The following is a 19,504-nucleotide window of genomic DNA, read 5'->3' on the forward strand; positions in this document are numbered from 1 at the left end:
GTTTCTAAATATTTCGTATTTCTTCGGAGCCTATTATAAAAATCATTGTTCACAAAAATATGTCTTGTTTCACAGTTCTATCATTTACGTAATCGATTGCGTTCACGTTTGCGTACTTTAGGCGGCGAATTGTACTGGCTCCCATGAATGTTGCCAAGTTTTACTAAAAATCTCGATGATGTCAGAGGAGTAACAAAATGAAGGCTGGTGATGTTGCGGAACGCACAAAACGTTCCGCAAAAAAGTTTATTGTGTCACAGGCTGGATGTCGTGGATGCGTACAAACCCCAGTTGCTCCGGAGACAGGCCATTAAGCTGTAACGAAATGTCTACGTCGCTGGGTGCAAGAATACTTGCCGGAGCGTTTATCAATTGGTTCTGAACATTCACCTCCTGATAGTTGTCCGTGGTGCCCTGAATTTGCCCGTACTCTACGGTGGCGCTAAAAGCGGGTAAAGGGGTGTCGGATTCGCCCTGAATACGTAATGTCAGGCGCGTACCGTCTGCATTTGGTGCAATATTCACCAGTGACATGCGTAACGTACCGATCTGACTGTTCAGTCGGGCGGGGGTTTTGGAACCCGGTAGTAAATAGACGCCACTGGTGGATTTTGCATTCAACATATTCTGCTGCGTTATTTTCACCGTTTCCTGATTAAGCTGTGTCATCTCTTTGTTCAGCGTGCTGACGCTTTGATGCATTTGGTGTACTTCGCTTTGCTGTGCACAGGCGCTAAGACTAAAGAGACTTCCCACCAGGAGAATTCTTAGGTAACGTCTTGTCATGTAGGTTACTTCCTTTATTGTCGCGATAGCATAATGGTAGTGTGCAAAGAGCACGAAGGCATCGATCCTTTATCTCAAAAGCGCTCTGCCTTTGTTGTCACGCCAGTTCAGGGTAAAATAGATTTCTGTTAACCACCTGGTCAGGACGCCGTATGCATTGCCCATTCTGTTTCGCCGTAGACACTAAGGTAATTGACTCTCGTCTTGTAGGCGAGGGCTCCTCGGTACGCCGCCGCCGGCAGTGTCTGGTCTGTAACGAACGTTTTACCACTTTTGAAGTGGCTGAACTTGTCATGCCGCGCGTTGTAAAAAGCAATGATGTGCGTGAACCTTTTAATGAGGAAAAACTGCGTAGCGGTATGCTCAGAGCACTTGAGAAACGACCTGTTAGCGCTGATGACGTCGAAATGGCGTTAAACCATATAAAATCCCAGCTGCGCGCGACAGGCGAACGTGAGGTTCCGAGCAAGATGATCGGTAACCTGGTGATGGAGCAACTGAAAAAGCTCGATAAAGTCGCCTACATCCGCTTTGCCTCGGTCTACCGGAGCTTTGAAGATATCAAAGAATTTGGCGAAGAGATTGCTCGCCTACAGGACTAAGCCATGCAGGATGAATTTTACATGGCGCGAGCGCTGAAGCTTGCTGCGCGCGGACGTTTTACCACACATCCCAACCCCAACGTAGGCTGTGTGATTGTTAAAGATGGCGAGATCGTCGGTGAAGGTTATCATCATCGCGCAGGTGAACCGCATGCTGAAGTTCATGCGTTGCGGATGGCGGGTGAGAAAGCAAAAGGCGCAACGGCCTACGTTACGCTGGAACCCTGCAGCCACCATGGTCGGACTCCGCCGTGCTGTGATGCGCTGATCGCCGCAGGCGTGACGCGAGTTGTGGCCGCCATGCAGGACCCCAATCCGCAGGTCGCTGGGCGCGGGCTTTATCGCCTGCAACAGGCGGGCATTGACGTCAGCCACGGGCTGATGATGAGTGAGGTTGAACAACTTAATAAAGGCTTCCTCAAGCGGATGCGTACAGGATTCCCGTATGTGCAGCTTAAGCTTGGCGCATCGCTCGATGGCCGCACTGCGATGGCCAGCGGCGAAAGTCAGTGGATAACCTCGCCCGAGGCGCGCCGCGATGTGCAGCGCCTGCGCGCACAAAACCATGCCATTTTGACCAGCAGCGCCACGGTACTGGCGGACGATCCTCAGCTTACCGTCCGTTGGGAGGAGTTGGGGGAGTCAACCCAGGCTCTCTATCCGCAAGAAAATCTGCGTCAGCCGATCCGCATTGTCCTTGATAGCCAAAACCAGGTGACGCCGGAGCATCGTATTGTGCAGCAGCCGGGAGAAACCTGGATTGCCCGTACTCATGACGATCCCCGTAACTGGCCGGAGGCGGTTCGTAGCCTGAAGATTCCTGAACATAACGGGCATCTGGACCTGGTGGTGCTGCTGATGCAACTGGGCAAGCAACAAATTAACAGCATTTGGGTTGAGGCTGGCCCGACGCTTGCGGGCGCGTTATTACAGGCCGGAGTGGTTGATGAGCTAATCATCTATGTTGCGCCTAAACTGTTAGGGAGCGATGCACGAGGATTATGTGTGCTGCCAGGGCTTGAGAAACTGGCTGATGCCCCCCATTTCAAATTCAATGAGATACGCCATGTAGGTCCGGACCTTTGCCTGCATTTAGTGGGCGCATGATCTCCCGGTTCGAAAGGGAAGCAGCGCACAGATTATTATGATAAAATCCGCCCCCCTGCGGGGTCTAGTGAATCCGAAGGAAGAATATGAACATTATTGAAGCTAACGTTGCTACCCCGGACGCTCGCGTCGCCATCACCATTGCGCGTTTCAACAACTTTATCAATGACAGCCTGCTGGAAGGTGCGATCGACGCCCTGAAACGTATTGGTCAGGTTAAAGATGAAAACATTACCGTCGTTTGGGTTCCAGGCGCGTATGAGCTGCCGCTGGCGGCAGGTGCGCTGGCAAAAACCGGTAAATACGACGCGGTGATTGCGTTAGGCACGGTGATTCGTGGCGGTACCGCACACTTCGAATATGTGGCTGGCGGTGCAAGCAATGGCCTGGCGCATGTCGCTCAGGACAGTGGCATTCCGGTAGCCTTCGGTGTTCTGACCACCGAAAGTATTGAACAAGCCATTGAACGTGCTGGCACTAAAGCCGGCAACAAAGGCGCAGAAGCTGCACTGACTGCACTTGAAATGATTAATGTATTGAAAGCCATTAAGGCCTGATTTTTGTAAGGGGAAATCCGTGAAACCTGCTGCTCGTCGCCGCGCCCGTGAGTGTGCCGTCCAGGCGCTCTACTCCTGGCAGTTGTCCCAGAACGACATCGCTGATGTTGAATACCAGTTCCTGGCGGAACAGGACGTAAAAGATGTCGACGTTCTGTATTTCCGTGAACTGCTGTCCGGGGTGGCGACTAACAGCGCGTACCTGGATGGACTAATGAAGCCTTACCTGTCTCGCCTGTTGGAAGAGCTGGGTCAGGTAGAAAAAGCCGTGCTGCGTATTGCGCTGTTTGAACTGTCTAAACGTAGTGATGTGCCGTATAAAGTGGCCATCAACGAGGCGATTGAACTGGCGAAAACCTTCGGCGCTGAAGATAGCCATAAATTCGTTAACGGCGTACTGGATAAAGCAGCACCTGCGATTCGCCCCAACAAAAAGTGATCTCCAGGCCGGTAGGATAGCGGAATTATATTTCCGCTGTCGCCGGCCTTTTCTTTTTTCCTGCTGAGGCATAACGTATGGCATGTGGCGAATTCTCCCTGATTGCCCGTTATTTTGACCGTGTTAGAAGCTCTCGTCTTGATGTCGAAACCGGTATTGGTGACGATTGCGCACTCCTGAATATCCCTGATAAACAAACCCTGGCGATCAGTACTGACACGCTGGTAGCGGGTAATCACTTCCTTCCTGACATCGATCCCACCGATCTGGCCTGGAAAGCGCTGGCAGTGAACTTGAGTGATCTGGCTGCGATGGGGGCTGATCCTGCATGGCTAACGCTTGCGCTCACTTTGCCTGACGTCGATGAAGCCTGGCTCGAAGCCTTCAGTGATGGCCTGTTTGAACTCCTCAATTATTATGATATGCAACTGATTGGCGGTGACACCACGCGTGGGCCCTTGTCGATGACGTTGGGTATCCATGGCTACGTCCCGGTAGGACGGGCCTTAAAACGCTCCGGTGCGAAGCCAGGAGACTGGATCTACGTGACCGGCACGCCAGGCGACAGCGCTGCAGGGCTGGCGATTTTGCAGCACCATTTACAGGTTGCAGATGCAAAACATGAGGATTATTTGCTTAAGCGGCATCTGCGTCCAACGCCACGAATTTTGCAGGGCCAGGGCCTGCGCGACCTGGCGAGTGCGGCAATCGATCTTTCTGATGGTCTGATTTCTGATCTGGGGCATATCGTCAATGCCAGTGGCTGTGGCGCACGGGTTAACGTCGATGCCTTGCCATATTCGACAGCGCTTGCCCAATGCGTTGAGCCTGAACAGGCGTTGCGTTGGGCGCTCTCGGGTGGTGAAGATTATGAGTTATGCTTTACTGTACCGGAAATAAACCGTGGCGCCCTGGACGTGGCGCTGGGGCATCTGGGCGCATCATTTACCTGCATCGGACAGATGAGTGCTGACGTGGAAGGCATTCACTTTACGCGTGACGGCAAGCCTGTCACTTTTGACTGGAAAGGATATGACCATTTTGCCACGCCTTAAAAAAGATGTCGCAAAAAGCCGTTTGAGTATGCGCAATCCGTGGCACCTGCTGGCCACCGGGTTTGGCAGTGGGTTGAGTCCCATTGTACCGGGCACCATGGGATCGCTGGCGGCGATCCCGTTTTGGTATCTAATGACGTTTCTGCCGTGGCAGCTCTATTCTCTGGTTGTCATGCTGTCGATCTGCATCGGCGTCTATCTTTGCCATCAGACGGCGAAAGATATGGGTGTGCACGATCACGGCAGCATTGTCTGGGACGAGTTTGTCGGGATGTGGATAACCCTGATGGCGCTGCCGACCAATGACTGGCAGTGGGTTGCCGGCGGATTTGTGATCTTTCGTATTCTGGATATGTGGAAACCCTGGCCGATTCGTTGGTTCGATCGTAACGTGCATGGCGGTACGGGGATCATGATTGATGATATTGTGGCCGGGATCCTTTCTGCTGGGATCCTCTATTTTATCGGGCATCACTGGCCGATTGGGCTGTTCTGAGAGTGAACAGGTATGCCCGATAAGCGTAGCGCTATCGGGCAATTTGTTATTTAAATCCCACGACCGGATGCTGTTTGTACGGCATTTCCAGCTCAGCAATCTGCTCTGGTTTCAGCGTTAAATCCACCGCGTTAAGTAATTCATCTAACTGTTCTTCACGCGATGTGCCGATAATCGGTGCGGCAACACCGGGTTTGCTCAGCAGCCATGCCAGAGCCACCTGCGCACGTGTCGCGCCAAGTTCCTCACTGACTCGAGTCAGTCGTGCAGCAATTTGCGCGTCGTTTTCATCGCTCTCGTTGTACAAATTTTTGCCAACCTCATCAGAAACCAGACGCGCTGTCGTCTCTCCCCATGGCCGCGTCAGGCGACCACGCGCCAGCGGACTCCACGGGATCACCGCGACACCTTCCTGAGAGCAGAGAGGCAACATTTCGCGCTCTTCTTCGCGGTAAATCAGGTTGTAGTGATCCTGCATGCTGACAAACTGCGCCCAGCCGTGTTGTTTTTGCAGGGCCAGCGCCTGAGCAAACTGCGAAGCGTGCATGGAGGATGCGCCGATATAGCGTGCTTTCCCGGCTTTCACCACGTCGTTGAGAGCTTCCAGCGTTTCTTCAATTGGCGTGTTGTAATCCCAGCGGTGAATTTGCAGGATATCGACATAGTCCATGCCGAGTCGTCTCAGGCTGTCGTCAATAGAACGCAAAATTTGCGCACGGGATAACCCTTCCGGCAGGTCGTCAACGCGGTGAAAAACTTTGGTTGCCACCACCACCTCCTCACGACGGGCGAAATCGCGCAGGGCACGACCGACAATTTCCTCACTGCTGCCTGCGGAGTAGCTGTTAGCGGTGTCGAAAAAGTTGATGCCACCCTCAAGGGCGTGTTTGATGATTAGGCGACTGCTTTCTTCAGGCAGCGTCCAGGCGTGATTACCACGGTCAGGTTCGCCAAACGTCATGCAGCCCAGACAAAGACGAGATACCCGAAGGTCGGTTTTTCCTAAGGTGTTGTATTGCATGCTGCAGCTCCCGCTATGAATAATCTCTTAAGCATAGCAGGAGCGAAGAGGGGATTATGCCAGCCAGGCCTTGATTTTGGACTCAATTCCAGCGGCGTCAAGACCAAGATCTGCGCGGGCTTCGTCCTGGGTGCCTTGTGGAATAAAGAAATCAGGCAGACCAATATTGAGCACAGGAACCGGCTTGCGGTGTGCCATCAGCACTTCGTTTACGCCACTGCCAGCACCGCCCATAATGGCATTTTCTTCCAGCGTGACCAGCACCTCGTGGCGGGCGGCCATCTCCAGAATTAATGTTTCATCCAGCGGTTTGACAAAGCGCATATCGACCAGCGTAGCGTTCAGCGCTTCCGCAACTTTAGCGGCTTCTGGCATCAGTGTACCAAAGTTCAGAATTGCCAGTTTCTCACCGTGGCGCTTCACGATCCCTTTACCAATCGGTAATTTTTCCAGCGGTGCCAGCTCAACGCCAACGGCATTACCGCGCGGATAGCGTACGACGGTTGGGCCGTTATTGTAGTGATAGCCGGTGAACAGCATCTGACGGCATTCGTTTTCATCACTCGGGGTCATAATGACCATTTCCGGGATGCAGCGCAGGAAGGAGAGATCGAACGCCCCCTGGTGGGTTTGCCCGTCCGCACCCACGATCCCCGCGCGGTCAACGGCAAACAGTACCGGCAGTTTCTGAATGGCGACATCGTGCAGCACCTGATCGTAGGCGCGTTGCAGGAAGGTGGAATAGATAGCGACGACGGGTTTATAACCGCCAATCGCCAGACCAGCTGCAAAGGTCACCGCGTGCTGTTCGGCAATCGCCACGTCAAAGTAGCGGTCCGGGAACTTGCGTGAGAATTCCACCATCCCAGAGCCTTCGCGCATCGCCGGGGTGATTGCCATCAGCTTGTTGTCTTTCGCTGCGGTTTCGCACAACCAGTCACCGAAGATTTTTGAATAGCTCGGCAGACCGCCGCTGCTTTTCGGCAGACATCCGCTGGAAGGATCGAATTTTGGCACTGCGTGGAACGTGATCGGGTCTTTTTCTGCAGGCTCGTAGCCACGACCTTTTTTGGTCATGATGTGCAGAAACTGCGGGCCTTTCAGGTCACGCATATTTTTCAACGTGGTGATGAGTCCCAGTACGTCGTGACCGTCTACCGGGCCGATATAATTAAAGCCCAGTTCTTCAAACAGCGTGCCCGGCACCACCATGCCTTTGATGTGTTCTTCAGTGCGTTTGAGCAGTTCTTTAATTGGCGGCACGCCGGAGAAGACTTTCTTTCCGCCTTCGCGTAGCGAAGAATAGAGCTTGCCAGAGAGCAGTTGCGCCAGATGGTTGTTCAGCGCGCCGACGTTTTCCGAAATAGACATTTCGTTGTCATTCAGGATAACCAGCATGTCAGGCTTAATATCCCCCGCGTGGTTCATGGCTTCAAACGCCATTCCCGCAGTGATAGCTCCGTCGCCAATCACGCAAACGGTGCGGCGCTCTTTGCCTTCTTTCTCGGCGGCAACCGCAATACCAATGCCTGCGCTGATAGAGGTTGAGGAGTGCCCAACGCTTAATACGTCATACTCGCTCTCGCCGCGCCATGGGAACGGATGCAGGCCGCCTTTCTGACGAATGGTGCCGATTTTATCGCGGCGACCGGTAAGAATTTTGTGCGGATAAGCCTGATGTCCCACATCCCAGATTAACTGGTCGAAAGGGGTGTTGTAGACGTAGTGCAGCGCGACGGTAAGCTCCACAGTGCCCAGACCGGAGGCAAAATGCCCGCTGGAACGGCTCACGCTGTCGAGCAAATAGCGGCGCAGTTCGTCGCAAAGCTTTGGCAGGCTCTCTTTTGGCAGCAGTCTTAACTCCTGGGTGGAGTCGACCAGCGCCAGGGTCGGGTATTTGGCTATATCAAAACTCATCGCAAGCTCATTGGATATGTTAGTTTATTTATCACGCTGGATTATGTAGTCCGCTAGCGCTTCCAGTGCCGAGGTATCGAGTGACTGTGCGGCCAGCAAACTTAACGACTGGCGGGCTTCCTCAATCAAATCCCGGGCTTTATTCCGGGCTTGCTCAAGACCCAGAAGTGCAGGATAGGTACTTTTGCCAAGCTGCTGATCGGCACCCTGACGTTTACCCAATGTTGCAGTATCGCCTACCACATCCAGTATGTCATCCTGAACCTGGAAGGCCAGACCGATGCTTTCTGCGTATTTATCGAGTATTGCCAGGCATTCTCGCCCTTTATCACCCGCGCTTAACGCACCCAGACGAACGGCAGCGCGAATCAAAGCTCCGGTTTTATGGCGGTGAATACGCTCCAGCGCATCCAGCTCAACCTGGTGACCTTCTGCTGCCAGATCAAGTGCCTGTCCGCCGCACATACCGGCGATACCGCTGGCCTGGGCCAGTTCAGAGATCATCGCGATGCGGTCTCGGTCAGAAACTTCCGGCATCGGCGCGTCGCTGATGATGGAAAACGCCAGCGTTTGCAGCGCATCTCCGGCCAAAATCGCGTTTGCCTCGCCAAATTTCACGTGGCAAGTTGGCAGGCCGCGACGCAGGTCATCGTCGTCCATGGCGGGCAAATCATCGTGCATCAGCGAATAAGCATGGATGCATTCGACGGCGGCTGCGGGAGCGTCAAGTGTACTCAGGCTCACGCCAAACATCTGACCGGTGGCGTAAACCAGGAACGGGCGCAGACGTTTACCGCCTAATAATGCGCCATATTGCATGGTTTCAACCACGGGAGTGTTCTGAAAGGGCAGTGGCGCGATAAAACGGCTCAGTGCCTGGTTGGCCTGCTCAACGCAAGCCTGAAGCTGCTGCGTAAAATCCATTTACTCATTATCCGGTGTAAAAGGCGTAAGGGCGGCGTCTTCCGTATCTGACAGCAGAATTTGCACGCGCTGTTCAGCCTGTTGCAACTTCACCTGTCCCTGACGCGCCAGCTGTACGCCACGTTCGAATTCGTTCAGCGCCTCTTCCAGCGGCAGGTCGCCGCTTTCCAGACGGGTAACAATCTGTTCCAGCTCGCTCAGCGATTTTTCAAAGCTGGCGGGCGCTTCATTTTTCTTCGGCATAATGAATGTCTGACTCTTAATATTTTCAGCCTGGTCATGGTAACGGACTCAGCGCAATTATCAAATAACGCGCAATGGTAAGGCAATGTGCACAGGATGACCATGATGGTGGTATACTTGCGCGCCTGGATGCAGCCGCAGGGTATGGGCTGCTGTATTTTTCCCATTACAAGTCGTTCAGACTTGCCAAAGAACCATTGCCGCCATGAAGTTTATCATTAAATTGTTCCCAGAAATCACCATCAAAAGCCAATCTGTGCGTTTGCGCTTTATAAAAATTCTGACAGGGAACATCCGTAACGTTTTAAAGCACTATGATGAGGACCTTGCCGTCGTCCGTCACTGGGATCACGTTGAGGTTCGCGCTAAAGATGAAAGCCAGCGCCTGGATATTCGTGACGCACTGACTCGTATTCCAGGTATCCACCATATTCTCGAAGTGGAAGACGTGCCGTTCACTGATATGCACGATATTTTCGAGAAAGCGCTGGTGCAATACCGCGATCAACTGGAAGGTAAAACCTTCTGTGTGCGCGTCAAGCGTCGCGGTAAACATGAGTTTAGCTCCATCGAGGTGGAACGTTATGTTGGCGGTGGACTGAATCAGCATATTGAATCCGCACGCGTGAAGCTGACGAAACCTGATGTGACCGTCAATCTTGAAATCGAAAATGACCGTCTGCTGTTGGTAAAAGGTCGCTATGAAGGAATTGGCGGTTTCCCTATCGGGACGCAGGAAGATGTTCTTTCCCTGATTTCCGGTGGTTTCGATTCCGGCGTCTCCAGCTATATGCTGATGCGTCGCGGCTGTCGCGTACACTATTGCTTCTTTAACCTCGGCGGTGCCGCGCATGAAATCGGCGTTCGTCAGGTGGCACATTACCTGTGGAACCGCTTTGGTAGCTCGCATCGCGTGCGTTTTGTCGCTATCAACTTTGAGCCGGTGGTCGGTGAGATCCTGGAAAAAGTCGACGATGGTCAGATGGGCGTGGTCCTCAAACGTATGATGGTTCGCGCGGCGTCTAAAGTGGCCGAGCGTTACGGCGTACAGGCGCTGGTGACCGGTGAAGCGCTGGGCCAGGTGTCCAGCCAGACGCTGACTAACCTGCGCCTGATCGACAATGTATCTGACACGCTGATCCTGCGCCCGCTGATTTCTCACGACAAAGAGCACATCATTAATCTGGCGCGGGAAATTGGTACTGAGGATTTTGCCCGCACCATGCCGGAATACTGTGGTGTGATCTCGAAAAGCCCAACGGTGAAAGCCATCAAAGCGAAGATTGAGGCCGAAGAAGAAAACTTCGACTTCTCGATCCTCGATAAAGTGGTTGAAGAAGCCAATAATATTGATATTCGCGACATTGCCCAGCAGACGCAGCAGACTGTCGTGGAAGTAGAAACCGTGAGTGGTTTCGGCCCGAACGATGTGATTCTGGATATCCGTTCTGTGGATGAACAGGATGACAAACCGCTGAAGGTTGAAGGTGTCGATGTGGTTTCTCTGCCGTTCTACAAACTCAGCACTAAATTCGGCGATTTGGACCAGAATAAAACCTGGTTGTTGTGGTGTGAACGTGGCGTGATGAGTCGTCTGCAGGCGCTCTATCTGCGCGAGCAGGGCTTCGAAAATGTGAAGGTGTATCGTCCTTAGTTCTTTTGTTGCCCGGTGGCGATTTGCTTACCGGGCTTACAAACGATATATGACGTCATCCGGCAACGTTATTCAAATCGAACGGGGAGTGTCTTCCCGTTCGATTCCCAAACCCCCTGATAAACACCCCCTTTTAAATCCAGCGTCATCTTCTCTTCAGAATCTGCAGAGGCTGTCGTTTTTAATTCATAATTCTGATTATTTTCAGCGTCACATTTACCGGTTAGTTCAATAGGTGCACCAAACTTCTCGTAGTAGTAGGCTCCGTTCAGATATCCATCTTTGCAGTTTGCCTGTAACACAATGCGCATACTTTTCCCCAGTGTGCCATAGAGCAACTTGCCGTTAAGACCCGGTGCAGAAGGGTGCGGTTTTTCACTGTTTGCGGTTGTCAGATACTGGCCATAAGGCGTGAGTTGACTGCGCAGCGTTGCGGTAGGAATCTTCGTCGTGAAGTCGCCCAGGTCGTCAAGTGCGCGGTTGGCATGATTGCTACAGCGTTCGTTCAGGAAGACCAGTTGCTCTTTTTGCAGAGAGTATTTGTCGACATAGTACAAACCGTCGGTGTAGGTGGCGCATGAGGCGTAGAAGTCGGCATAGTTAAAATCCTCGCCTTTCTCTTCTTTGAGCTGCTCAGGCGTCCGCGATTTATTTTGCTCAATAAACGCATCGATTTGGCCGCGAATATCTTTTCTGACGCGCGTATTTAATTCTGCGATGGTGGCTGAGGAAAACAGATCGTTGAGCGTAATATTCGCGCCGTTGGTTAAATCGAAATTTATCGGCACATTGTACGATTCACAATACGCCCCGCATCCTTCGGCGAATATGTTCAGCGACAGGATTTTGTCATCGCGATACTCAACTGTGTAGTCAAGGTTTGCCGTGCCATCAATGCCTGATCTGGCGAGCTGATCCAATGTGATCTGTGGGTTATTACCCGGTAACTGATTGAGGACGTTTGCGAAAACATAATCATTGATGCGCTTTGCGACCTTTGGGTTTTCAGTCGAGGAAAACCAGGGCAGGCGATACTGTATTTCAGTGCTATCAGGATAGCGGTACTCAATGTTCTTTATTTCAAGTTGGGTTGCTGTGGAGTAGCTGGAAAGGAGCATTAAAGCCACTCCGCTCAGATATCCTTTCATAACGGTTCCTTTTATAGGGAGTGGCCTGAAGTGTTACTCGTAGTAGTTATAAATACCCGCAGCTATGACCAGTTGTGACGCCACTTCATGGGCTTTTTCGCGTCCAACCAGCAGATCGATTATTTTCAAGCCGAAGTCGATAGACGTCCCTGGCCCCTGGCTGGTCAACAGGTTGACGCGAGGATCCCATACGACGCGCTTATCCTGCCACTGCTCCGCTGGAATGCGGTCTTTCAGCGCCGGGAAACCGGTCATGTTGCCGATGGGGAAAATATCATGTGGGACGAGTACGGTTGCCGCTGCGGCGCAAATCGCGGCGACAATTCTCCCGGAGCGGTGAAACTGTTTTACGGTTTCAACCAGCAGTGGGCTGTCACGGAAACATTCCGCGCCTTTAATACCGCCGGGCAGGATAATGATGTCATAATCGCCATCAGCGACTTCGACCAACGGCGCATCCGCCAGGAGCTTCACGCCGCGTGAGCAAACAATCGTCAGGTCGCCATCGCTGGCGACACTTGCGGTAGTTACCTGAATGCCGCCACGCACCAACAGGTCGATAGTGGTGACCGCTTCGGTCTCTTCACTACCAGGGGCGAGACATACCAGTGCTTGAGCGCTCATACTCACTCTCCTTTCGCTTAACCATTTCAAACAGGCGGGCATTTTCCGGGACGGCGATGCCGTGCGCACGTGCGCGTTTTAACAAATAGCCGGTAATGTAATCGATCTCGGTATGACGCAGGGCTTGAATGTCCTGCAGCATTGATGAGATGTTTTCCGCCGTACTGTCAATCACTTGCTCGACATAATAACGTAAATCATCCACTGATGTATGGTGACCTTCGCGTTCAATGACCGCAGCTACTTCCTGGCATATCAGCGCTATTTTTTCAGGATGCTGGCGTAGTTCGCCGTTAGGGCAGTCCCATAGCGCGGTGAGCGGATTAATGACGCAATTTACTGCCAGTTTACGCCACAGCTCAGCGCGAATGTTGTTATGCCAGGCAACGTCCGGCAGCACATCCTGCAGGATTTCGGCCAGATAACTAAAATCACCATCTTGCTCACGCGCCGGGCCGATACGCGTTGTACCTTTCGCCACATGAATAATGACATTGCCGTCACGACGCGCTGCCTGTGTCGTAGTGCCTATTAACAATGGCTGCGGAATGTTATGCAGTTCTTCTATCGTTCCCATTCCATTGTGAATCAACAGAATAGGCGTGGTTTCAGGCAGAATTGTAGCCAGGCTCTTTACCGCATCAGAAACCTGCCAGGCTTTTAGTGTGACCAGCAACAGATCGCTTTTCGCCAAAAAGTCGGGGTCGTTTGCCGTCAGGGATTCATTAAAAACTGACCCATCCGTGTCAATCAGGTTAACGCTGCAATAAGGCTGTGGTACACGTAGCCACCCTTGTACCTCATGTCCATGTTTGCACAGCGCTGTAAGCCAAAGCTGCCCTAAGGCTCCACATCCCAGTACGGTAATTTTCATTCTTCCTCCTCACCTGCAACAGCACCAGGTGTTAATCCATATCGGCCGCACCCTATTATTGTTCGCGGATATCAGTACCACGTACAATTAGAAGGTACAGCCTAGTATAGCGCTGTCTGTTGAGTAACTTTGCAGGTATTATGCTTCGCATCAAAAATGAAGGGAGAAGAAAAGATGCCATCTTTCGATATTGTCTCTGAAGTTGATCTTCAGGAAGCCCGTAACGCGGTCGATAATGCGAGCCGCGAAGTAGAGTCACGTTTTGATTTTCGTGGCGTAGAGGCTACTTTTGAGCTGAACGAGTCAAATAAGACCATTAAGGTGCTGAGCGAATCTGATTTCCAGGTTAATCAGTTGCTGGATATTTTGCGTGCCAAGCTCCTGAAGCGTGGTATTGAAGGGACTTCGCTGGACGTGCCGGAAACCTTCGTGCACAGCGGCAAAACCTGGTTTGTGGAAGCGAAACTGAAGCAGGGCATTGAAAGCGCAGTGCAGAAGAAAATTGTGAAGCTGATTAAAGACAGCAAGCTGAAGGTGCAGGCGCAGATTCAGGGCGAAGAAATTCGTGTGACTGGTAAGGCTCGTGACGATCTGCAAGCCGTTATGGCGTTGGTTCGCGGTGGCGATTTGGGGCAGCCATTCCAGTTCAAGAACTTCCGCGATTAAGTTCTTATGCCGGATGGTGGGTTACTCACTATCCGGCAAGCTCACGATCACGCCTGGCTTATCGCCTGCTCAACTTCAAATCGATTGGTCACTTTACTGTCGATTTTCACGTAGGCCGAATGTTCATTCGCCACAATCAACACTTCGCTCACCCCTTCTTTGGCCAGCAAACGCTGCTTAAGTGTGTCATCCGCGGCAATTTCCGGTGGAATTTCGACACGCAGGCTACTGACATACGGCGGCTCTTTCATTGTGCTTGCGACCAGCAGCCAGACCGCTGCCAGCAATGCACCGGCGAGGAATACAGCCTGGCCATCAAACATCTCGACAACCCATCCACCAAGTGAGCCGCCAATCGCGACACCGAGAAACTGGCTGGTGGAGTAAACGCCCATTGCCGTCCCTTTATAACCTGCGGGAGACTCTTTGCTGATAAGCGAAGGGAGGAGAGCTTCCATGAGGTTAAAGGCAAGGAAGAATAACTGAACACCCGCAATCAGGCCCCAGAAATGAATGTTCGCGATCCACAATACAATCTCTGCGGCAAGAATTAGTACCACACACGACAGGAAAACCCGTTTCATCCGACGTTTTACTTCGGCATAGATGATGAATGGCACCACGGAAACAAAAGACAGCAGCATCGTTACCAGATAAATTTTCCAGTGTTCCGCTGCGGGGAAACCCGCTTTCGCAAGCTGGCCAGGCAACGCGACAAAGGTGGACATTAGCAAGATGTGCAGGCACATGATGCCGAAATTGAGCTTCAGGAGTTTAGGCTCTGCCAGCACTTTGCGGAAGCTGCTTTTTACCATGCCCGATTCGCGGTTCAGCACATGGGTGGTGCTATTGGGGACTACCCAAATCGTCAGCACGATGCCGGTGGTGGCGAGGGCTGCAATCATCCAGAACAGCGCGTGTAATCCCAGCGCATGGGTGACGATCGGACCTAACACCATTGCAATGGCAAAAGTGATACCGAAGCTGACGCCGATAAACGCCATCGCTTTAGTGCGGTTTTGCTCACGTGTTAAGTCGGACAGTAACGCCATCACGGCGGCAGCAATCGCCCCGGAACCCTGCAGCGCGCGACCGAGAATAATTCCCCAAATGGAGTCTGAAAGTGCAGCAATCACGCTGCCAAAAACGAATATCGCCAGCCCGCCAACGATAAGCGGTTTTCGACCAATGCGGTCAGAGACCAAACCAAAGGGGATCTGGAAAACGGCTTGCGCCAGGCCATAAATGCCGATGGCAAGACCAATAAGCGCTTCGCTGGCACCCTGTAGCGCCATACCGTATGTGGTCAGAACCGGCAGGACCATAAACATGCCAAGCATGCGCAACGAGAATACGGTCCCTAAACCCCAGGTGGCGCGCAACTCACCAGGCGTCATTTTATAATCGTTCATTCCCACCTCTGTATTAATTTCGCGCCTAGTGTAAAGCGGTATGGTGGCGGGGTAAATACACGGTTAATGAGTAAATATTACGTTTCAGGAGGGATTGTGACGCACATAAAAAAGGGTGCCTAAGCACCCTTTTTCGCATCAGCAGATTTTACCAGACGTAAGTCAGCAGGTTCTGCGAGTTTGGCACCATAAAGTCGACGGACATCATCACGCTCAGCGCAGTAATGGCGATGATGGAGAAACCGAACAGCTTACGTGCCCAGACCCGGTCATCTTCCACTTTATAACCACGCAACGCCATGCCTAGCCACCAGACACTCACTGCTGCTGCAACCACTAGATATTTGTATCCAGCGTAACCACCCAGTGAGAGCATCAGCGTAGCGATGGCAAACGCAATGATATACAGAGTGATATGGTTCTTCGCGACTGAAATGCCTTTTACCACCGGCAGTACCGGGATGTTGGCTGCCTGATAATCCTTAAAGCGGAAAATCGCAATCGCGTAAGAGTGCGGCATCTGCCACAGGCTGAAAATAGCCAACAGAATCAGTGCACCGCTATCGAACTCACCAGTTACCGCACAGTAGCCAATCACCGGCGGCGCAGCGCCGGAGAGTGAGCCAATCAGCGTGCCGTAAACCGAGTGACGCTTCATGTACAGACTATATACGCCAACATACACGACGAAGCCCATAACCCCTAGCCAGCAGGCCAGAGGGTTAGCGCCAAACCACAGCAGCATAAAGCCAGCAATACCCAGCAGGGTGGCGTATACCAGCGAGACCGCAGGGGAAATCAGACCCTTAACCAACACGCGGTTTTTGGTCCTCTCCATCTTCCTGTCGATATCCCTGTCGATGTAGTTGTTAAATACACAACCCGACGCCACAACCAGTGACACCCCAACCAACGTGTAGATAAACAGGGGATAGTCAATGCTGCCTTTAGAGGCCAGCAAGAATCCCCCAATCACCGAGATCAGGTTGCCAAAGATGATGCCTGGTTTCGTTACTTGCAGGTATTGCTTAAACATCATAATCGCCGCTCTTAGTGCATCATCATGTTGTAGTTGAGGTTCCACATAATCCAGATGGAGCCCACAACCAGGATGGCGATGATAAGCACAGTAAAGACAAAGGCCGTCATGTTCCAACCTTCATCAGATTTGGTATTCATGTGCAGGAAGCACACCAGGTGCACCAGAATCTGTACCACTGCCATCGCCAGAATAGTCCCCAGAATGACGGCCGGAGAGGCAGAACCTGTCATTACCATCCAGAACGGAATGACCGTCAGGATGATCGACAGGATAAAACCTGTCATGTAGGTTTTTACGCTGCCATGGGATGCGCCGCCGCTCTCGTTAGAATGACTCATTACATCGCCCCCATCAGATAAACAACAGTGAACACACAGATCCACACCACGTCCAGGAAGTGCCAGAACAGGCTCAGGCACATGATACGGGTACGGTTAGTACTGGTAAGGCCACGACGAGCAACTTGCACCATCAACACTGCCATCCAGATAAGACCGGAGGTGACGTGCAGACCGTGGGTACCGACCAGCGCGAAGAATGCTGACAGGAAGCCGCTACGATCCGGGCCCATACCGTTAACAATCAGGTGATGGAATTCATAGAGTTCCATCCCGATAAATCCGGCACCAAACAAGAAGGTCAACGCCAGCCAGGAGATAACCTGGCTCTTGTTGTTCTTGTACATGGCGATAGCCGCCATGCCGTAAGTAATGGAGCTGAATAACAGCAGGAATGTTTCAACCAGAACGAACGGCAGTTCAAAAATGTCCTTACCTGTTGGGCCACCTGCGGTGCCGTTCACCAGAACGGCATAGGTTGCAAACAGAATAGAGAACAGAATGCAGTCGCTCATCAGGTAGATCCAAAATCCGAAGATTTTGGTCTGGCCTGCATCGTGGTGCCCGTGTTCGTGCGCGTGGGCATTCGCGTGCGTCAAAGTATCAGTTGCCATTTTTCAGCCCTGCCTTAGTAATCTCATCGAAATGCTGGTTTTCCAGTTTTTCGACTTCCGGTACCGGCACGTAGTAATCCACGTCTTCATCAAAGCTTTTCACAATCCAGCTGATGATCATGCCTGCGAAGCTTGCAATCGCCAGCCACCAGATATGCCAGATCATGGCGAAACCAAACAGTGTTGCGAAGGCGGTAATGACGATACCTGCACCGCTGTTTTTCGGCATATGAATCTCTTCATAGTGCGCAGGCTGTTTGTACGCGTCACCTTTTTCTTTCATTTCCCAGAAGGCATCACGCTCGTGAACGTGCGGCACAACGGCAAAGTTATAGAACGGAGGCGGGGAAGAGGTTGCCCATTCCAGTGTACGGCCACCCCATGGGTCACCGGTCAGGTCACGGTTCTGCTCGCGGTCGCGAATAGAAACGAAGATCTGAATCAGCTGGCACAGGATACCCAGTGCAATCAGCGCGGCACCGCAAGCGGCAACGACCAGCATCGGATGGAACTGAGGGTCAATCTGCTGGCTGAGGCGACGGGTCATCCCCATAAAGCCCAGCACGTACAGCGGCATAAATGCCACGAAGAAGCCGATGATCCAGAACCAGAATGCGCGTTTGCCCCAGGTTTCGTTCAGCGTGAAGCCGAACGCTTTTGGCCACCAGTAGGTCATACCCGCGAAGCAACCGAACACGACGCCGCCGATGATAACGTTATGGAAGTGCGCAATCAGGAACAGACTGTTGTGCAGTACGAAGTCTGCACCCGGAACCGCCAGCAGCACGCCGGTCATACCGCCGACTGAGAAGGTTACGATGAAGCCAATCGTCCACAGCATTGCTGAGTGGAATACGATGCGGCCCTGATACATGGTGAACAACCAGTTGAAGATCTTCACCCCGGTCGGGATGGCGATAATCATCGTGGTGATACCGAAGAAGGCGTTTACGTTAGCGCCCGCACCCATGGTGAAGAAGTGGTGCAGCCAAACAACGAACGACAGTACGGTGATACACACGGTTGCCCACACCAGCGAGGTGTAACCAAACAGGCGTTTACGCGAGAAGGTTGCAGCGATTTCGGAGAAAACACCGAAGACCGGCAGAACCAGAATGTACACTTCCGGATGGCCCCAGGCCCAAATCAGGTTGATGTACATCATCATGTTGCCGCCCATATCGTTGGTAAAGAAATGGGTACCCAGATAGCGATCCAGGGTCAGCAACGCGACGGTGACGGTCAGGATTGGGAAGGAGGCGATAATCAGTATGTTTGCGCACAGAGATGCCCAGCTAAATACTGGCATCTTGAACATAGTCATACCTGGTGCACGCATCTTAATGATGGTCACAAAGAAGTTGATACCGGTCAGTGTTGTACCGATACCGGACAGCTGGACCGCCCATATCCAATAATCGACCCCGACGCTTGGACTGTACTCTATTCCCGAGAGTGGCGGATACGCCAGCCAACCGGTCTGTGCGAATTCACCTACGCCCAGAGACAGGTTAACCAGGATTACGCCGACAACGGTGAACCAGAAGCTCAGGTTGTTCAGGAATGGGAATGCAACGTCACGTGCGCCGATCTGCAGTGGAACCACCAGGTTCATCAGACCGATAACAAATGGCATTGCTACGAAGAAGATCATGATCACGCCGTGAGCCGTGAAGATCTGGTCGTAGTGGTGAGGAGGCAGGAAGCCCGCTTCACCCGCAGAAGCCAGCGCTTGCTGACTACGCATCATGATGGCGTCAGCAAAGCCACGGATCAACATGACGATTGCGACGATGACATACATGATGCCAAGGCGTTTGTGGTCAACCGAAGTTAGCCACTCTTTCCACAGGTAGGTCCACTTACCAAAGTAAGTGATAAGGCCTAGTAAGGCCGCTCCACCGATGATAATGGCAGCGATCGTAACCATGACGATTGGTTCATGGAACGGGACTGCATCCAGTGTCAATTTTCCGAACATCGTA

At 52.3% G+C, this 19,504-nt stretch carries 21 protein-coding genes; 8 read left to right on the forward strand and 13 right to left on the reverse strand.

Annotated elements, in window-relative coordinates; translation table 11 throughout:
• Positions 1–246: 246 nt before the first annotated feature.
• Complete coding sequence (locus tag OH663_RS13170; protein WP_200012182.1) at positions 247–786, reverse strand: SadB/YajI family lipoprotein; 540 nt, start codon at positions 784–786, stop codon at positions 247–249.
• Positions 787–938: 152 nt separating this feature from the next.
• Here OH663_RS13170 and nrdR point away from each other — a divergent pair, with 152 nt between their 5' ends.
• From nrdR to pgpA, 6 genes are all read left to right on the forward strand, one after another.
• A complete protein-coding gene (gene nrdR / locus OH663_RS13175) occupies positions 939–1,388 on the forward strand; it encodes a transcriptional regulator NrdR (protein ID WP_003021571.1) in 450 nt (149 codons plus the stop codon).
• Positions 1,389–1,391: 3 nt separating this feature from the next.
• Positions 1,392–2,495, forward strand: a complete 1,104-nt coding sequence (ribD, locus tag OH663_RS13180; protein ID WP_263525770.1) for a bifunctional diaminohydroxyphosphoribosylaminopyrimidine deaminase/5-amino-6-(5-phosphoribosylamino)uracil reductase RibD — start codon at positions 1,392–1,394, stop codon at positions 2,493–2,495.
• 86 nt (positions 2,496–2,581) lie between these two features.
• Entirely contained in the window at positions 2,582–3,052 is a 471-nt protein-coding gene (gene ribH, locus OH663_RS13185) for a 6,7-dimethyl-8-ribityllumazine synthase (RefSeq protein WP_045440500.1), read from the forward strand.
• A gap of 19 nt (positions 3,053–3,071) precedes the next feature.
• Complete coding sequence (nusB, locus tag OH663_RS13190) at positions 3,072–3,491, forward strand: transcription antitermination factor NusB (RefSeq protein WP_045440503.1); 420 nt, start codon at positions 3,072–3,074, stop codon at positions 3,489–3,491.
• A gap of 77 nt (positions 3,492–3,568) precedes the next feature.
• On the forward strand, positions 3,569–4,546 hold the full coding sequence (gene thiL, locus OH663_RS13195; RefSeq protein ID WP_200012184.1) for a thiamine-phosphate kinase: 978 nt from the start codon (positions 3,569–3,571) through the stop codon (positions 4,544–4,546).
• Complete coding sequence (gene pgpA / locus OH663_RS13200) at positions 4,524–5,042, forward strand: phosphatidylglycerophosphatase A (protein WP_045440507.1); 519 nt, start codon at positions 4,524–4,526, stop codon at positions 5,040–5,042. Before thiL ends, pgpA begins: the two co-directional genes overlap by 23 nt.
• Before the next feature lie 46 nt (positions 5,043–5,088).
• Here pgpA and yajO read toward each other — a convergent pair whose 3' ends face one another.
• Genes yajO through xseB form a run of 4 tightly spaced genes read right to left on the reverse strand, consistent with a single transcriptional unit; the run spans position 5,089 to position 9,147 of the window.
• On the reverse strand, positions 5,089–6,063 hold the full coding sequence (gene yajO / locus OH663_RS13205) for a 1-deoxyxylulose-5-phosphate synthase YajO (protein ID WP_045440509.1): 975 nt from the start codon (positions 6,061–6,063) through the stop codon (positions 5,089–5,091).
• 54 nt (positions 6,064–6,117) lie between these two features.
• Entirely contained in the window at positions 6,118–7,980 is a 1,863-nt protein-coding gene (gene dxs, locus OH663_RS13210; protein WP_045440511.1) for a 1-deoxy-D-xylulose-5-phosphate synthase, read from the reverse strand.
• A 24-nt stretch (positions 7,981–8,004) separates the two neighbouring features.
• Positions 8,005–8,904 carry a (2E,6E)-farnesyl diphosphate synthase gene (gene ispA / locus OH663_RS13215; RefSeq protein WP_200012185.1) on the reverse strand — a complete coding sequence of 300 codons (900 nt, stop codon included), beginning with the start codon at positions 8,902–8,904 and terminating at the stop codon, positions 8,005–8,007.
• Positions 8,905–9,147, reverse strand: coding sequence for an exodeoxyribonuclease VII small subunit (xseB, locus tag OH663_RS13220; protein WP_045440516.1), 243 nt, complete (start codon positions 9,145–9,147; stop codon positions 8,905–8,907).
• A 205-nt stretch (positions 9,148–9,352) separates the two neighbouring features.
• Between xseB and thiI the strand changes: the two genes are divergently transcribed.
• Positions 9,353–10,801, forward strand: a complete 1,449-nt coding sequence (gene thiI / locus OH663_RS13225; RefSeq protein WP_045440518.1) for a tRNA uracil 4-sulfurtransferase ThiI — start codon at positions 9,353–9,355, stop codon at positions 10,799–10,801.
• A gap of 68 nt (positions 10,802–10,869) precedes the next feature.
• Here the strand turns inward: thiI and OH663_RS13230 are convergent, their stop codons facing one another.
• From OH663_RS13230 to panE, 3 genes are read right to left on the reverse strand one after another with little or no spacing between them, the layout of a single operon-like run.
• On the reverse strand, positions 10,870–11,949 hold the full coding sequence (locus OH663_RS13230; RefSeq protein WP_200012187.1) for a hypothetical protein: 1,080 nt from the start codon (positions 11,947–11,949) through the stop codon (positions 10,870–10,872).
• Between the two features lie 33 nt (positions 11,950–11,982).
• Positions 11,983–12,573 carry a protein deglycase YajL gene (gene yajL, locus OH663_RS13235; protein WP_048221950.1) on the reverse strand — a complete coding sequence of 197 codons (591 nt, stop codon included), beginning with the start codon at positions 12,571–12,573 and terminating at the stop codon, positions 11,983–11,985.
• Positions 12,536–13,447: a 2-dehydropantoate 2-reductase gene (gene panE / locus OH663_RS13240; protein ID WP_045440527.1), complete on the reverse strand. Its 912-nt coding sequence runs from the start codon at positions 13,445–13,447 to the stop codon at positions 12,536–12,538. The genes yajL and panE overlap by 38 nt, the downstream gene beginning before the upstream one ends.
• A 174-nt stretch (positions 13,448–13,621) precedes the next feature.
• Between panE and OH663_RS13245 the strand changes: the two genes are divergently transcribed.
• Positions 13,622–14,113, forward strand: a complete 492-nt coding sequence (locus OH663_RS13245; RefSeq protein WP_045440528.1) for a YajQ family cyclic di-GMP-binding protein — start codon at positions 13,622–13,624, stop codon at positions 14,111–14,113.
• A 47-nt stretch (positions 14,114–14,160) separates the two neighbouring features.
• Here OH663_RS13245 and OH663_RS13250 read toward each other — a convergent pair whose 3' ends face one another.
• The 5 genes from OH663_RS13250 to cyoB form a co-directional block, all read right to left on the reverse strand.
• Positions 14,161–15,525 carry an MFS transporter gene (locus OH663_RS13250; protein ID WP_045440531.1) on the reverse strand — a complete coding sequence of 455 codons (1,365 nt, stop codon included), beginning with the start codon at positions 15,523–15,525 and terminating at the stop codon, positions 14,161–14,163.
• Between the two features lie 148 nt (positions 15,526–15,673).
• Positions 15,674–16,564, reverse strand: a complete 891-nt coding sequence (cyoE, locus tag OH663_RS13255; protein ID WP_144243050.1) for a heme o synthase — start codon at positions 16,562–16,564, stop codon at positions 15,674–15,676.
• 11 nt (positions 16,565–16,575) lie between these two features.
• The gene (locus OH663_RS13260; RefSeq protein WP_045440536.1) at positions 16,576–16,905 is read right to left on the reverse strand and encodes a cytochrome o ubiquinol oxidase subunit IV; all 330 of its coding nucleotides are present in this window, start codon (positions 16,903–16,905) and stop codon (positions 16,576–16,578) included.
• The gene (locus tag OH663_RS13265; protein ID WP_045440539.1) at positions 16,905–17,519 is read right to left on the reverse strand and encodes a cytochrome o ubiquinol oxidase subunit III; all 615 of its coding nucleotides are present in this window, start codon (positions 17,517–17,519) and stop codon (positions 16,905–16,907) included. The genes OH663_RS13260 and OH663_RS13265 overlap by 1 nt, the downstream gene beginning before the upstream one ends.
• Positions 17,509–19,500, reverse strand: coding sequence for a cytochrome o ubiquinol oxidase subunit I (cyoB, locus tag OH663_RS13270; protein WP_048221947.1), 1,992 nt, complete (start codon positions 19,498–19,500; stop codon positions 17,509–17,511). The genes OH663_RS13265 and cyoB overlap by 11 nt, the downstream gene beginning before the upstream one ends.
• Between the last annotated feature and the right edge of the window lie 4 nt (positions 19,501–19,504).

This window comes from Citrobacter sp. Marseille-Q5395, assembly GCF_947057495.1.
GTDB classification, from domain to species: Bacteria; Pseudomonadota; Gammaproteobacteria; order Enterobacterales; family Enterobacteriaceae; genus Citrobacter; species Citrobacter murliniae.

Coding starts and splice junctions, on each gene's coding strand:
- ispA (WP_200012185.1), bottom strand. CDS start 8,904: ATGGATTTTACGCAGCAGCTTCAGGCTTGCGTTGAGCAGGCCAACCAG.
- OH663_RS13170 (WP_200012182.1), bottom strand. CDS start 786: ATGACAAGACGTTACCTAAGAATTCTCCTGGTGGGAAGTCTCTTTAGT.
- ribD (WP_263525770.1), top strand. CDS start 1,392: ATGCAGGATGAATTTTACATGGCGCGAGCGCTGAAGCTTGCTGCGCGC.
- ribH (WP_045440500.1), top strand. CDS start 2,582: ATGAACATTATTGAAGCTAACGTTGCTACCCCGGACGCTCGCGTCGCC.
- OH663_RS13260 (WP_045440536.1), bottom strand. CDS start 16,905: ATGAGTCATTCTAACGAGAGCGGCGGCGCATCCCATGGCAGCGTAAAA.
- OH663_RS13250 (WP_045440531.1), bottom strand. CDS start 15,525: ATGAACGATTATAAAATGACGCCTGGTGAGTTGCGCGCCACCTGGGGT.
- yajL (WP_048221950.1), bottom strand. CDS start 12,573: ATGAGCGCTCAAGCACTGGTATGTCTCGCCCCTGGTAGTGAAGAGACC.
- thiI (WP_045440518.1), top strand. CDS start 9,353: ATGAAGTTTATCATTAAATTGTTCCCAGAAATCACCATCAAAAGCCAA.
- dxs (WP_045440511.1), bottom strand. CDS start 7,980: ATGAGTTTTGATATAGCCAAATACCCGACCCTGGCGCTGGTCGACTCC.
- pgpA (WP_045440507.1), top strand. CDS start 4,524: ATGACCATTTTGCCACGCCTTAAAAAAGATGTCGCAAAAAGCCGTTTG.
- panE (WP_045440527.1), bottom strand. CDS start 13,447: ATGAAAATTACCGTACTGGGATGTGGAGCCTTAGGGCAGCTTTGGCTT.
- cyoE (WP_144243050.1), bottom strand. CDS start 16,564: ATGATGTTTAAGCAATACCTGCAAGTAACGAAACCAGGCATCATCTTT.
- OH663_RS13245 (WP_045440528.1), top strand. CDS start 13,622: ATGCCATCTTTCGATATTGTCTCTGAAGTTGATCTTCAGGAAGCCCGT.
- nrdR (WP_003021571.1), top strand. CDS start 939: ATGCATTGCCCATTCTGTTTCGCCGTAGACACTAAGGTAATTGACTCT.
- thiL (WP_200012184.1), top strand. CDS start 3,569: ATGGCATGTGGCGAATTCTCCCTGATTGCCCGTTATTTTGACCGTGTT.
- OH663_RS13265 (WP_045440539.1), bottom strand. CDS start 17,519: ATGGCAACTGATACTTTGACGCACGCGAATGCCCACGCGCACGAACAC.
- yajO (WP_045440509.1), bottom strand. CDS start 6,063: ATGCAATACAACACCTTAGGAAAAACCGACCTTCGGGTATCTCGTCTT.
- cyoB (WP_048221947.1), bottom strand. CDS start 19,500: ATGTTCGGAAAATTGACACTGGATGCAGTCCCGTTCCATGAACCAATC.
- xseB (WP_045440516.1), bottom strand. CDS start 9,147: ATGCCGAAGAAAAATGAAGCGCCCGCCAGCTTTGAAAAATCGCTGAGC.
- OH663_RS13230 (WP_200012187.1), bottom strand. CDS start 11,949: ATGAAAGGATATCTGAGCGGAGTGGCTTTAATGCTCCTTTCCAGCTAC.